At 64.0% G+C, this 12,600-nt stretch carries 13 protein-coding genes; 6 read left to right on the plus strand and 7 right to left on the minus strand.

Annotation, left to right across the window (positions count from 1 at the left end):
* Positions 1 to 45: 45 nt before the first annotated feature.
* Positions 46 to 690: a hypothetical protein gene (locus KLP42_RS03690; RefSeq protein ID WP_215564853.1), complete on the plus strand. Its 645-nt coding sequence runs from the start codon at positions 46 to 48 to the stop codon at positions 688 to 690.
* 671 nt (positions 691 to 1,361) lie between these two features.
* A complete protein-coding gene (locus KLP42_RS03695; RefSeq protein WP_215564854.1) occupies positions 1,362 to 1,895 on the plus strand; it encodes a DUF992 domain-containing protein in 534 nt (177 codons plus the stop codon).
* Positions 1,896 to 1,982: 87 nt separating this feature from the next.
* Here the strand turns inward: KLP42_RS03695 and KLP42_RS03700 are convergent, their stop codons facing one another.
* Positions 1,983 to 2,876, minus strand: coding sequence for a methylenetetrahydrofolate reductase (locus tag KLP42_RS03700; protein WP_215564855.1), 894 nt, complete (start codon positions 2,874 to 2,876; stop codon positions 1,983 to 1,985).
* Between the two features lie 508 nt (positions 2,877 to 3,384).
* Between KLP42_RS03700 and purU the strand changes: the two genes are divergently transcribed.
* The 3 genes from purU (at position 3,385) to ligM (ending at position 6,677) form a co-directional block, all read left to right on the plus strand.
* A complete protein-coding gene (gene purU / locus KLP42_RS03705; RefSeq protein ID WP_215564856.1) occupies positions 3,385 to 4,233 on the plus strand; it encodes a formyltetrahydrofolate deformylase in 849 nt (282 codons plus the stop codon).
* 147 nt (positions 4,234 to 4,380) lie between these two features.
* Positions 4,381 to 5,115 (plus strand): GntR family transcriptional regulator, encoded by a 735-nt coding sequence (locus KLP42_RS03710; protein ID WP_215564857.1) that lies wholly within the window; start codon positions 4,381 to 4,383, stop codon positions 5,113 to 5,115.
* A gap of 149 nt (positions 5,116 to 5,264) precedes the next feature.
* Positions 5,265 to 6,677 (plus strand): vanillate/3-O-methylgallate O-demethylase, encoded by a 1,413-nt coding sequence (gene ligM, locus KLP42_RS03715; RefSeq protein ID WP_215564858.1) that lies wholly within the window; start codon positions 5,265 to 5,267, stop codon positions 6,675 to 6,677.
* Between the two features lie 169 nt (positions 6,678 to 6,846).
* Here the strand turns inward: ligM and KLP42_RS03720 are convergent, their stop codons facing one another.
* Genes KLP42_RS03720 through KLP42_RS03740 form a run of 5 tightly spaced genes read right to left on the minus strand, consistent with a single transcriptional unit; the run spans position 6,847 to position 11,393 of the window.
* Positions 6,847 to 7,545: an ABC transporter ATP-binding protein gene (locus KLP42_RS03720; RefSeq protein WP_215564859.1), complete on the minus strand. Its 699-nt coding sequence runs from the start codon at positions 7,543 to 7,545 to the stop codon at positions 6,847 to 6,849.
* A complete protein-coding gene (locus KLP42_RS03725; RefSeq protein ID WP_215564860.1) occupies positions 7,542 to 8,288 on the minus strand; it encodes an ABC transporter ATP-binding protein in 747 nt (248 codons plus the stop codon). Before KLP42_RS03725 ends, KLP42_RS03720 begins: the two co-directional genes overlap by 4 nt.
* Entirely contained in the window at positions 8,285 to 9,316 is a 1,032-nt protein-coding gene (locus tag KLP42_RS03730) for a branched-chain amino acid ABC transporter permease (protein ID WP_215564861.1), read from the minus strand. Before KLP42_RS03730 ends, KLP42_RS03725 begins: the two co-directional genes overlap by 4 nt.
* Complete coding sequence (locus tag KLP42_RS03735; protein WP_215564862.1) at positions 9,313 to 10,173, minus strand: branched-chain amino acid ABC transporter permease; 861 nt, start codon at positions 10,171 to 10,173, stop codon at positions 9,313 to 9,315. The genes KLP42_RS03730 and KLP42_RS03735 overlap by 4 nt, the downstream gene beginning before the upstream one ends.
* A 50-nt stretch (positions 10,174 to 10,223) precedes the next feature.
* Entirely contained in the window at positions 10,224 to 11,393 is a 1,170-nt protein-coding gene (locus tag KLP42_RS03740) for an ABC transporter substrate-binding protein (RefSeq protein ID WP_215564863.1), read from the minus strand.
* A gap of 341 nt (positions 11,394 to 11,734) precedes the next feature.
* Between KLP42_RS03740 and KLP42_RS03745 the strand changes: the two genes are divergently transcribed.
* Positions 11,735 to 12,130: a diacylglycerol kinase gene (locus tag KLP42_RS03745; RefSeq protein ID WP_215564864.1), complete on the plus strand. Its 396-nt coding sequence runs from the start codon at positions 11,735 to 11,737 to the stop codon at positions 12,128 to 12,130.
* Positions 12,131 to 12,169: 39 nt separating this feature from the next.
* Here KLP42_RS03745 and KLP42_RS03750 read toward each other — a convergent pair whose 3' ends face one another.
* A complete protein-coding gene (locus tag KLP42_RS03750) occupies positions 12,170 to 12,571 on the minus strand; it encodes a four-helix bundle copper-binding protein (protein ID WP_215564865.1) in 402 nt (133 codons plus the stop codon).
* Positions 12,572 to 12,600 lie beyond the last annotated feature (29 nt).

The raw sequence follows: 12,600 nt of genomic DNA on the forward strand, positions 1-12,600 counted from the left end.
GGCGTAATCCTTCTCGGGGCCGCAGCATGTGTCTGCGGCCTTGCCTTGAAGACGATTCCCGTGTCGGTCGCCGCGCGCGAGATGGTTGACGTCAGGCGCGTTGCCTTCGGCAAGGATCCTGTTTCCAGCGCCGCAGTCGACGAGGCTCTCACGCGCGCCGATGCTGTTCTTGCCGCGTGTCAGCCCCAGGGTGTGACGGCAGTCGTTGATCTTGTGACCTGGAAGGCGGACCAGATCGATCCACGCCAGGATCGTGACGCTTGGGTTGCCGACCTCCGACAGGTTGAGGATTATTCGCGACGCGGCCTCGCCTGCGAACCGACCGATGGCGCGCTCTGGGCACGGCTCGCTTTCGCGCGCTGGTTCCTCGGTGGCACTGCGGAAGAACAGGCAAAGCTGCTGGGCTATTCCCAGAGCTATGCGCCGTCGGAATTTGCAGTCATCCGCACCCGTTTCTTCCAGTGGCGGCGTGTTTCGCCGGCGGTGCTTGCTCTTGCGCGCGACCACCTTGAGGCCGATATCCGAACCACTCTTCTGGCGGTGCCGCCGCGTGATGCCGTGGATTTCCTCTCCGACCTGCCGCCGGCCGTTTTCGATATGGTGCAGGAGCAGATGCCTCTTGTTCCGCCGGAGCGGATCGAAGCTCTGCAGGCGGTCAAGGGTTCGGAAATGCTGTTTCCCGTCCCCTAACCGACCAGCATCGGTGGTGCACCAGACAGGATCGGGTCTGGCGTGAAAGTCGCGGGTGACAGGTGGTTCGCCCGCAACAGGTGCGGTAGGAAAGCCCGGGCCGCACCAGATGCAGGGGCGGAGACCATCTGGCCACTTATTCAAAGACAATCTTCGGCAGGGCGCATTCAAGGGCTTCCTTGCCGAGATTGTCCGTAACCGCCCAATTGTGGCCGCGGGTCGGAGATGGGCGTGCTTGTTTATGATCCGTCTATAACGACATCGTTAACGTCAAGACATATTGCCTGCGGTAGCAATCGGGCCGTCACGACTGTCTTACTCCTGCGCCTGACATGCAGTGTGTCATGTCGATGACGGATGAAGGGTTCGTGCTGCGGGCAAGGGGACGCCTGCCGACTGTCTCCTCATCCGAAAAGTCTGTTGCCAGCGCATCTCAACGCTCCTGAACTTGTGCCGGTCCGGTGAGTTGGTCTCGGAGGTCGCGCTTGGCGGTGCGGTGCGGCGCGCGGTAAGAAATGGCGTCCTGATGTGTGCTGTCAGCTTTTCGCATCGATGCGCGGGATCATTCTTTTGCCACAGGCGTTGAGGACAAGGAGTTGCTGGACTGACATATCGCCCAGCAGCCAGAATAAAAGAAAAGCCAGAACAAAAGAAAAGAATGGAGTACAGGGATGAAAAAGAGATTTGCGGTAGCGCTGGCTGCATTCACGGCGCTGCAGAGCGCCGGAGTTGCCCTCGCGGCAGATGTCGTGCGGCGTCCGGGTGCAGCACCGGTGCCGGCCTATGACGATGCCAGCGGCGGTGTGCGGATCGGCTATCTGGATTGCACCATCGAAGGCGGCGTCGGCTATGTTCTCGGTTCCGCCAAGGGGGCTTCCTGCGTCTTTACCTCTGCCATCGGCAGCGAGCCGCTCGACCAGTATACCGGCGTGGTGCGCAAGATGGGCGTCGATCTCGGCTTCACCACGCGCAGCCGGTTGATATGGGCGGTGCTCGCACCGACTGCGGGCTATCATCACGGCTCGCTGGCCGGGCTTTACCAGGGCATCACGGCCGAGGCAACGGTTGGAGCCGGTATCGGTGCAAACGTTCTGATCGGCGGCACGTCCGGCTCGATCCATCTGCAGACAGTAAGCGTCACGGGGCAGCTTGGCCTCAACGTGGCGGCAACCGGCACATCGCTGACACTGACGCCGGCCACCTGATCGGCGTGGCCATCGGTCACTGAACAGAAAAAACCGCATCGACCACGTTCGGTCGGCGCGGTCTGTTTTTTGACGGCAAACCTGCTGTCAGGCCCGTGCCTTCTGCCGCTTGCACCAGTCGACGGCCGGTTCGATGCCGCCAAGCGGGAACACATGTGCCTGCCGGATCAGGCTGTCCGGATGGCTGGCGCGGTAGCGTTCCAGCTGCGCCACCAGATCGGTTGGTTCATATGGCACCAGCAGGCGCGTGACATCGAGTGCCCGCTTCTGCAACACCTTCAGCGAAGGGCCAACGCCGCAGGAAATAGCGTATTTGATCAGCGTCTGCAGCTTGGCGGGCCCGGCAATGCCCACATGCACGGGCAGCGTGATGCCCATCGCGGCAATGCGTTCGGCCCAGCGCGTTACGCTCTCGGCGTCGAAGGCGAACTGGGTGGTGATGGCGATGCGGGCATCGGTGCGGTTCGCATAAGCCTGCTTGGTCACCAGGGCGGCATCAACGCCCGTGCTGGAACCATCGCGGTCGATGTCGCGATTGCCCTCGGGGTGGCCGGCCACATGCAGATCGGTAAAGCCCATGCGGTCGAACAGGCCGGTCTCGATCAGGTCGAGCGAACTCGTCAGGCTGCCGCGCGGCGCACTGTTGCCGCCGGCGAGCAGAAGGGCCTGACGCACATCGGCCTCCTGCCGGTAGCGCGTCAGAAGGTCTTCGAGCGCTGCGTTGCTCTCGATGGAACGTGCCGGGATATGCGGCAGGACCGGAAAGCCGTCGCGCGCCAGGCGTCGCGCCGTCGCAACCATGTCATCCAGCGGCGTGCCGTCGATATGGGCGATGTAGACGCGCGTGCCGGAGGGCAGCAGGCTTTTGAAATCTGCAATTTTCGCCGCGGTGCGCGGCATGACTTCGATAGACCAGTGATCCAGCAGGCCGGGGCCGGCTGACGTCTCGCGATGCGGATTGCTGCGCATGTCCATGCTCATCCTCCATCTCTCCCGTCAAAAATGTATACATAGATTCCGTTCGGTGCCAAGCCTCTTCTCATGAAACGGCGCGTTTCAGGCATTTTTGCGGGCTCTTCATGGCGATGCACGGGCCTCGCGGCGCGTTGCCGATATTCTGATGTATTCATGGCTTGCGCCGCTGGCCTCGCTCTGGCAGTCTCCGTGGCGCGTGTTGCAGAGAGCCCGGTGGAGGAGCGGTCGAAGGCCTGTGCGTGGCGCGCGGGATAGGTGCCGGTGCGTGCGTGCCGTCGGCTGGATGAGGTGGTCGAGGTGCCGGACGAGGTCATGCGGGAACCATAGCGGCCCTCATTGTCCGACCCGCGTCTTCCGGCCCGCCTTTCTGGTCTGCCGGCGACATCTGCGGCATTTGCGACATCAATAACGGCTGGGCGGGCGTTTGCGTCACGGGTTTGCGCGCCTGCCGAGCGTCGTCAACAGGTCTTGCGGAGGAGAGGCTGGACGCGCGCGCCGGCCCGAAGGGAGGAGCATGTCCGAATTCATCATGACGCTTCGCTGCGGCAATCGCAGCGGTATCGTGGCGGCTGTTGCCAGCCGTCTGGCGGGGCAGGGCGGCGACATTACCGAGGCCCATCAGTTCGACGATCCGGAGACCGGCATGTTCTTCATGCGCGTCGCCTTCCGGGCCGAACCGGATGCCGCCACGCTTCGCGCAGCGCTGGACGAGGAGGTGCGCCGCTTCGGTCTGGATCTGACGCTGAGGGTGGCCGGCGCGCGCCGCAAGGTGCTGCTGCTGGTTTCGCGCTTCGACCACTGCCTGGGCGACCTTCTGTACCGCACGCGGATCGGAGAGCTTGCCATGGAGCCGGTGGCGATCATCGGCAACCATCCGCGCGAGGCCCTGAACCTGACGCTGATGGGTTCGATCCCCTATCATTACCTGCCGGTGACGGCGGCAAGCAAGCGCGAGCAGGAGGCGGCCATCCAGCGGGTGATCGAGGAAAGCGGGGCGGAACTGGTGGTGCTTGCCCGCTATATGCAGATCCTCTCCGACGAGTTTTCCGCCTGGCTCTCCGGGCGCTGCATCAACATCCACCATAGTTTTCTGCCGGGCTTCAAGGGTGCCAAGCCCTATCATCAGGCGCATCGGCGCGGCGTGAAGATGATCGGTGCCACCGCGCATTATGTCACCGGCGATCTGGATGAGGGGCCGATCATCTGCCAGGATGTCGAGCCCGTCAGTCATGCCGATACGCCGGACGATCTGGTGCGCAAGGGCCGTGATATCGAGCGCCGAGTGCTGGCGCGGGCCGTGGCCTGGCATCTGGAGGATCGCGTTCTGCTCAACAAGGACAAGACGGTCGTCTTCGCCAAGTAGGCGTTGCAGTGCCTGTATACAGCCTTCCCGTCCCGCTGCCGGCTTGCGGATCGCCCTGCGTTGATTGTTCTTGTCTTTCGGGACATGCTGTGGATACAGCAATGCATGGCCGGCGGTGGGTGTCCGGCTGATATGGGGCAAGGCTTGATGCGGCAGATGGAAGCGGCCACGCATGGCCGACGCGCGGTCATCGAATTGCGGGAACGGATTTTGAGCGGCGAGCTGCAGGGCGGCACCCGCCTGTTCGAAGTGCCGCTCGCAGAACTGCTGGAGATTTCCCGCACGCCGGTGCGCGAGGCGCTGTCGCGTCTGGCCGAGGAAGGCCTGCTTGACCGCCTGCCGAATGGCGGCTTCGTGGTGCGCCGCTTCGGCATTGCCGATGTGGTCGATTCGATCGAGGTGCGCGGCGTGATGGAAGGCATGGCGGCGCGCCTTGCGGCCGAGCGTGGTGTCGCACCGGATCTGCTCGCCGAGATCAAACAGACCGTGGCGCGGCTGGATCTTTGCTTCGGCGAAGAGCCGGATGATGTGGATTTCGACGTCTATGCCGATCTGAACGCCGAATTTCACCGGCAGATGGCGGCCCTTGCCGGCAGCGATGTGATCCGCCGCGAGGTGGAGCGTGCCAGCGCCTTGCCTTTTGCCTCGCCCTCTGCCTTTCTGCCGAACAAGTCGAACATCGCGGCCTTCCGTCGCTCGCTGAGGACCGCGCAGGACCAGCACCGGGCGATCGTGCGCGCCATCGAGAACCGCGAGGGCAGTCGCGCCGAGGCAATCGCGCGCGAGCATGCCCGCACCGCCCGCAACAATCTGGAATATATCCTGCAGGAAGAACCGTCCCTTCTGGAAAAGGTGAAGGTTCTGGCGCTGCTGCAGGACTGAGCTTTTCCATCGACAGCCTGACACCTGTGCCCGACAGTGCGCGCGCTGCGGCGGCGTCCTGCATTTTTGCAAATTTTGGGCTTGAAAATTTTGCCTCGCCGTCGTTCTGTGTATACATGGAATTCATCATCATGGGAGGAGGCCCAGAAATGGTTTCGAGTTTAAGCAGCGTTTTGGCGGGTTCGAAGAATGCGGTGGAGCTTCTGCGCCATTCGCGTACGGGCATGTATGTATACCCGGTGGTGGCGCCGGAATTCAGCAACTGGCGCACCGAACAGGCGGCCTGGCGTCATTCCGCAGTGCTGTTCGATCAGTCGCACCATATGGACGAACTGATCGTCGAAGGGCCGGATGCGGAGAAGTTTCTCTCCCATCACGGCATCAATTCCTTCTCGAATTTCGGTCTCAACCGCGCCAAGCACTTCGTTCCGGTCACGCCGAACGGCCATGTGATCGGTGACCACATCATCTTCCGCGAACGGGAAGACAAGTTCATCCTGGTCGGCCGTGCGCCTACTTCCAACTGGCTGATGTTCTGCGCGGCCTATGGAAACTGGAACGTGCGCATCAAGCACGATCCGCGTTCACCGTCGCGGCCGGAAGGCGAGCGCGTGCTGCGCACCCATTACCGCTACCAGATCCAGGGTCCGGAAGCGCCGAAGATCTTCGAGAAGATGAATGGTGGCCCCATTCAGGAGATCAAGTTCTTCCATGTCGACTGGATCAATGTCGGCTCCAAGAAGGTTCAGGCGCTGCGCCACGGCATGTCCGGCGCGCCGGGCCTTGAAATCTGGGGTCCCTACGAGGACAAGAGCTACATTCTTTCGTGCATTCTGGAAGCCGCCCGGGATGCGGGCGTCGATCTGGTGCGTTGCGGCAGCCGCGCCTATTCCACCAACACGCTGGAAAGCGGCTGGATTCCCTCGCCGCTGCCGGGCATCTACACCGGCGACGGCATGCTGGCCGCCTATCGCGACTGGCTGGGCGCCGATAGTTACGAGGCCATGGGCTCGATCGGTGGAAGCTTCGTCTCCGACAATATCGAGGACTATTACGTCAACCCGTTCGAACTCGGCTATGACTTCTACATTGGCTGGAAGAAGGAGGATTTCATCGGCAAGGCGGCGCTGGAAAAGATGAAGGGCGCCAACAACCGCAAGAAGGTGACCTTCGAGTGGAATGCCGAGGATGTCGTCGAGGTGATCGCGTCTGCGTTCCGGCCGGGCGAGGATCACTACAAGTGGATCGACTTCCCGCAGCCGAACTATGCGTCCACCAGCGCGGACCTCATCCTGCGCGATGGCAAGAAGGTCGGCATGTCGATGTTCAACGGCTATTCCTATAACGAGCGCTGCGTGCTGTCGCTCGGCGTCGTCGATGCCGACGTGCAGGAAGGCGAGGTGCTGACGCTGGTCTGGGGCGAGCCGGATGGCGGTTCGGGCAAGACTTCCGTCGAGCGGCACAAGCAGGCGGAAATCCGCGTGCGCGTTTCGCCGACCCCTTACGCCCGCGAGGCCCGCGAAAACTACGCCGACAGCTGGCGAACCAAGCGCGGCGCCTGATCGGCCGTCCGGCCGTGCCTGCCCGGATCGGAAGGATGCGGGCAGGCTGGAAGACGTCCCGGTCGGTGTTTGGCCGACGTACGCGGCGTTCCCTTGCCTGCCAGATCCCATCGGACGGCGCCTTGGCGGGCGCCGTTCGTGTTTGTGCACAGGGAAGGGGGCGGAGGTGTCAGACGGACAGCAGCGCGTCCAGTTCGGCAGGCTGCGAAAGCAGGGCATCGGAGGCGGCGTGCAGGGCAATCATGCCGCGGTTCAGCACGATGGCCTCGTCGGTCAATGGCAGGATCTTGCGGGCCTTCTGCTCCACGATGATGGCGGACAGGCCCTCGCCGGTAACGATGCGGCGTAGCGCCGCCAGCAATTCGTCGACGATGATCGGTGCAAGGCCTTCCAGCGGCTCGTCCAGCAGCAGCAGGCGCGGGTTCAGCATCAGCGCGCGGCCGACCGCCAGCATCTGCTGCTCGCCGCCGGAAAGCTGGTTGCCGAGGTTGCGCCGCCGTTCCTGAAGGCGCGGGAACATCTGGTAGACGGCAGACAGGTCCCAGCGGCCGGACCGGGCGGCGGCCGTCAGGTTTTCCTCCACCGTCAGCGAGGCGAAGATGTTGCGCTCCTGCGGCACCCAGCCGATGCCGCGCGCCGCCCGCTGTTCGGCGCGCATCCGGGTGATCTCGCCGCCGCCGAGGTGAATGCGGCCCGCATGATGGGTGGTGACGCCGACCAGCGTGTTGAGGAGCGTCGTCTTGCCGGCGCCATTGCGGCCAAGCAGCGCCAGCGACCGGCCTTCTGCGAGCGAGAGGTCGATGCGGTGCAGCACCTGCGCTTCGCCATAGCCGGCCACCAGCTGTTCGACGCGGAGCAATTCACTCATGCGGCATCTCCCAGATAGATCGCCTTGACCTGCGGATCGCCGGAAATCTCTTCGACGGTGCCTTCCGCAAACAGCCGTCCGGCCGCCAGCACCGAAATACGGTCGGCGAAGGAAAAGACGAGATCCATGTCATGTTCGATCAGGAGAACGGTGACATCGGAAGGAAGTGCGCGGACGATGGCAAGAACCTCGTGGCGGTCCTCCTCCGGCACGCCGGCCGCCGGCTCGTCCAGCAGCAGCACCTTCGGCTGAAGGGCAATCGCAAGGGCGATTTCCAGGAGGCGCTGCTTGCCATAGGGCAGGTCGCGGGTCGGCAGGCACATGACATCGGCCAGCCGGAACCGCTCCAGCAATGCGGCGGCCTCTTCGCTGACGGTGCGGTCGGCGAAGAGCGGCCGGAACAGGCGGCTGCCATGCCCCATGCGTTCGCCGACCGCCAGCATCACGGATTCGAGCGGTGTGAGATCGTTGAACAGCTGGTTGATCTGGAAGGTGCGGGCAATGCCCTTGCGCACCCGCGCGAAGGGCGTGGTGTCGGTGATGTCCTCGCCCGAAAGGAGGATGCGTCCGCCGCTTGGCGTCAGCGCTCCGGTCAGCAGGTTGATCAGCGTGGTCTTGCCGGCGCCGTTCGGGCCGATCAGCGCATGGCGGGCGCCCGGACGCACGCTGAGCGAGACCTCGTTGGTGACGATCAACCCGCCGAAGCGCTTGACGAGCATCTGCGTTTCGAGTGCCGGTGTCATCGGCTGTCCTCCGAGAGCGGAACCGCCTTCTCGCCTGCCCGTCCGGGCAGACGAGACCGGACAAGGGCAATGGCGCGGGCCGGATGCAGCCGGTCACGGCCGATCACCACCAGCGCCACGAGGATCAGGCCGATCCAGAACATCCAGTATTGCGGTGTGACGACCGACAGCCAGGCGCGCAGCAGGGTGAAGATCACCGCGCCGACGATGCCGCCATAGAGATAGCCGACGCCGCCCAGCACCAGCACCAGCAGAACGTCGGCCGAGCGGTGGAAGGCCAGGACATCGGGTGACACGAAGCTGGTGGTCTGGGTCAGCAGCGCCCCGGCCATGCCGGCATAGAGCGCCGATATGGTGTAGATGATGACGATGCGCCTGTTGGGGGCAATACCCAGCATGGCGGCGCGGCGGCTGTTGCGCTTGATCGCCTTCAGCGAAAGGCCGAAGGGTGAATGGACGATGCGGCGGGCCACAAGCAGCAGGATGAACAGCACCGCCAGGCAATACAGATAGCCGGTGCGACCCCAGAGATCGAATTCGAAGGTGCCGGCGATCGGCTCCAGCAGGATGCCGCTCAGGCCATCGGCGCCGCCGGTCAGCCAGGCGGCCTGGTTGGCACCTTCGGCCAGCAGCATGCTGACGCCGAAGGTGGTCATCAGGCGGGTCAGATCGCTGCCGCGCAGCACGAGGAAGCTGGTGGCAAGCCCGAGCAGCCCCGCCACCACCGCAGAGACAGCAAGGCCCGTCAGCGGTTCGGCCGAGACATGCAGCGAGAAGAGGCCAGCCGTATAGGCGCCGACGCCGAAGAATGCGGCGTGGCCGAGCGACAGGATGCCGGCGTAGCCGACGATCAGGTCCAGCGACAGCGCAAACAGGGCGAGGATGGCGATCTCGCTCAGCAGCAACTGCTGCGAGGGGAACAGGAAGGCTGCGGCAAGCGCCAGGCACCAGAGCCCGGCCTCCAGCGGGGTCCAGGCGGCCTTGCGCCGCAGAAATGCGGCGGCGATCTGCGAATGCGGTGCGCTCACTTGCCGCCCTCCCGGGTGAACAGGCCATGCGGGCGCAGGATCAGGAAGGCGATCATGACGGCATAGATGATGAAGGCGCCGAGCGAGGGCAGGTAATATTTTCCGGCCACATCCGCGACGCCGAGCAACAGCGCCGCCAGGAAGGGGCCGGTGATCGAGGAGGTTCCGCCGATCGTCACCACGATCATGAAATAGATGAGGTATTTCAGCGGGAAGTTCGGGTCGAGACCCAGGAGCTCCACGCCGAGCGCGCCGCCGAGCCCGGCGAGACCGGATCCGAGCGCGAAGGTCAGCACGAAGATCCGCGACACGTTGATGCCAAGGCCGCGGGCCACGCGCCCGTCATCCACGGCGGCCCGCAGCTGGCTGCCGATGCGGGTGCGGGTGAGCGTCAGCTGCAGGGCAAGGGTGAGGAGCGCGCAGAGGATGATGATGAACAGCCGGTAGCGGCCGATGCCGACGCCGAACAGCGAGAAGCGGCCCGAGAGTTCCGGCGGCAGCGAGATCAACTGCTGCTGGCCGCCCATGAAGTAATCGATGCCGGCGACAGCCATGAAGACGAGACCGATGGAGAACAGCACCTGATCGAGATGTGGGGCGGCATAGAGCCGCCGGTAGAGCGTCACCTCCAGCGCCGCGCCCAGCAGGGCTGCTGCGAGGAAGGCGGCCGGCAGGCTCCAGTAGAAGGAGAGGCCGTAGCGGTTCATCATCACCACGGTCACATAGCCGCCGGCCATGGCAAACGCGCCATGCGCCAGGTTGACGAAATTCATCAGACCCAGCGTCACGGCAAGCCCGCACGCCAGAACGAACAGCAGCATGCCATAGGCAATGCCGTCGAACAGGATTGTCAGCATCGGTCCTCCCGGTGCCGGGAAGGCCCGGCACCCCTGCCTTGCCTGAACGGTCAGGGCGTGTTCGGGTCACGCACCTTCGGGAAGGTGGCGAATTCCACGTTGTAGAGTTCGCCATCCACCTTCTTTACCTCGCGCATGTAGATGTCCTGCACGATGTCTCGGGTCTTCGGGTCGATGGTAATCGGTCCGCGCGGGCTCACCCACGACATGCCCTTCATGGCCTCGACCAGCTTGGTGCCGTCGATGTCGCCATTGGTCTTCTTGAGCGCCGCATAGGCGAGCGCCATCGCATCATAGCCGCCGACGGACATGAAGTTCGGCCGCATGTTGTTGTTGGCCTTGCGCACCTGCGCCACGAAGGCCTTGTTTTCCGGGCTGTCGTGGTTGGCGGAATAGAAATGCCCGGTGATGACGCCGAGTGCTGCGTCGCCCATGCCGTTCAGGAGATCGTCATCGGTCACGTCGCCGGTGGCGATCAGCTTGATGCCGGCATCGCGCAGGCCGCGTTCGACGAACTGCTTCATGAAGATCGAGCCGACGCCGGAGGGGACAAAGACGAAGACGGCATCCGGCTTGGTGTCACGCACGCGCTGCAGGAAGGGCGCGAAATCCGGATTCTGCAGGGGCACCCGCACCGCTTCGAGAATCTCGCCGCCATCCTTCTTGAACTGGTCGGTAAAGCCTTTCTCGATATCGATGCCGGGTCCGTAATCGCTGACGAGGGTGACGACGCGCTTCAGGCCGTTCTTGGCGGCCCAGGTGGCAACCGGCACGGCCGATTGCGGGCCGGCCATGCTGGTGCGCACGAAATATTCCGACTTCTGGGTGATCACCGAAGTGGTGGCGGAGGTGATGATGGCCGGCACCTTCGCCTGGCCGAGCACCGGTGCCACGGAGAGCGCAAGCGGCGTCAATCCGAAGCCCATCAGGATGTTGGCGCCGTCCTTGACCACCAGTTCCTGGGCGATGCGGCGCGTCTGGTCGGCGGTGCCGGCGTCGTCGCGAAGCACCACTTCGATCTTCTTGCCGGCAACCGTGTCGCCATTCAGCGCCATGAAGGCGCGCACGCCGGCATCCACCTGGCGGCCGGTGGAGGCAAAGGGGCCGGTCATCGGCAGGATGAGCCCGATCTTCACCGTGTCGGCGGCATGAGCGCCGGATGCAAGCAGGCCGCACAGTGCGGCACCTGCAATGAACATGCGTCTCGATAAGGATGCCATGTATACTCCTCCCTGAGTAACGGCGATGCGGCAGGCCCACTCCCCTGGACCCGTCAACGGCTGTGCTGCTGAATTCCGCGGCGCATTCCCAGTCTCCTCACCAGTGGCGCCGGCGTCAATGTATACAGCAAACGCAGGCAGGACAAGCCGGCGTGACGTGAGAAATGCGAATCGCTCGGTCCCTTTGCCGATCCGCCGGTGCCACCCAGCGGGCCGGCGGGGCCGGCCCTGCCGACGCATATTCGGGCACCGGATCGCCATCACCGGCGGCCTTGCGGAGGCCGGGGCTTTGCAGCGGCCTTCGGTCGGGTTATGTGCTGGCAAGGATCATGGGGAGCGAGATGTCGGAAACCGTTCATCACCAGAAGCAGCGGGGCCTCGGGCATGTGCTTGCGGCGGCGAGCTATTCGGTCGGCGGCGCCCGCCGCCTGTGGCGCGAAACGGCCTTCCGGCATGAACTTCTGGTCTACGCCATTGTGAACGTCATCTATCTGGCGATCGGCGCGAGCTTCTTCATCTTCTTCGCCAGCCTGCTCCTGTTTCTGGTGCTGGTGGCGATGGAAGCGCTGAACACGGCGGTGGAGGAGATCGTCGACCGCATCTCGCCGGAATTCTCCGTGGTGGCGCGCAATGCCAAGGATCTGGGATCGTTCGCGGTCTTCTGTCTGCTGCTCGCCAACGGCGTCCTGTTCTTCTATGCGCTTTGGCTGGCGTTTTTCGGCCCGCTTCAGGGCTGAGAGAAGGGCAGGGTGTCGCAGGGCACCCCGCCCGGCCGGTCAGTGAACCACCGGCAGCGCCTCGCGGCATGCCTTTTCGCAGCGCTCGCAGGCTTCGGCACAGATGCGGCAGTGATCATGCATCTCGGCATGGCTGCGGCATTCCTCACCGCAGACCCGGCAGGCTTCCGCGCAGGCCTGAATAACCGCCTGCATCACCTGCGTATTGGAGCCCGTACGGCGCGAGGCGATGGCGCCGGTCGCGGCGCAGATATCGGCGCAATCCAGGTTGCGGCGGATGCACTGGATCAGATCCTGATGCATGTCTTCGCCAAGGCAGGCATCCGCGCAACTCGTGCAGGTCTGGGCGCAGTCGTAGCATTGCTCGATGCAGCGCAGCAGGGCGTCCTCCGCCTTGCCGCGCACATGCGGGTGGGTCGAAATCATTTCGCGAACATGCATCACATCATCTCCTTTGCGTCGTGGTGGCA

The sequence above is a fragment of the Rhizobium sp. CSW-27 genome (genome assembly GCF_018760785.1).
Lineage (GTDB): Bacteria > Pseudomonadota > Alphaproteobacteria > Rhizobiales > Rhizobiaceae > Neorhizobium.

What these genes read in the sequence shown, in the direction of transcription:
- ligM (WP_215564858.1), top strand. Translation starts at nt 5,265, where the DNA reads ATGGTTTCGAGTTTAAGCAGCGTTTTGGCGGGTTCGAAGAATGCGGTG.
- KLP42_RS03750 (WP_215564865.1), bottom strand. Translation starts at nt 12,571, where the DNA reads ATGCATGTTCGCGAAATGATTTCGACCCACCCGCATGTGCGCGGCAAG.
- KLP42_RS03720 (WP_215564859.1), bottom strand. Translation starts at nt 7,545, where the DNA reads ATGAGTGAATTGCTCCGCGTCGAACAGCTGGTGGCCGGCTATGGCGAA.
- purU (WP_215564856.1), top strand. Translation starts at nt 3,385, where the DNA reads ATGTCCGAATTCATCATGACGCTTCGCTGCGGCAATCGCAGCGGTATC.
- KLP42_RS03745 (WP_215564864.1), top strand. Translation starts at nt 11,735, where the DNA reads ATGTCGGAAACCGTTCATCACCAGAAGCAGCGGGGCCTCGGGCATGTG.
- KLP42_RS03740 (WP_215564863.1), bottom strand. Translation starts at nt 11,393, where the DNA reads ATGGCATCCTTATCGAGACGCATGTTCATTGCAGGTGCCGCACTGTGC.
- KLP42_RS03710 (WP_215564857.1), top strand. Translation starts at nt 4,381, where the DNA reads ATGCGGCAGATGGAAGCGGCCACGCATGGCCGACGCGCGGTCATCGAA.
- KLP42_RS03735 (WP_215564862.1), bottom strand. Translation starts at nt 10,173, where the DNA reads ATGCTGACAATCCTGTTCGACGGCATTGCCTATGGCATGCTGCTGTTC.
- KLP42_RS03695 (WP_215564854.1), top strand. Translation starts at nt 1,362, where the DNA reads ATGAAAAAGAGATTTGCGGTAGCGCTGGCTGCATTCACGGCGCTGCAG.
- KLP42_RS03725 (WP_215564860.1), bottom strand. Translation starts at nt 8,288, where the DNA reads ATGACACCGGCACTCGAAACGCAGATGCTCGTCAAGCGCTTCGGCGGG.
- KLP42_RS03700 (WP_215564855.1), bottom strand. Translation starts at nt 2,876, where the DNA reads ATGAGCATGGACATGCGCAGCAATCCGCATCGCGAGACGTCAGCCGGC.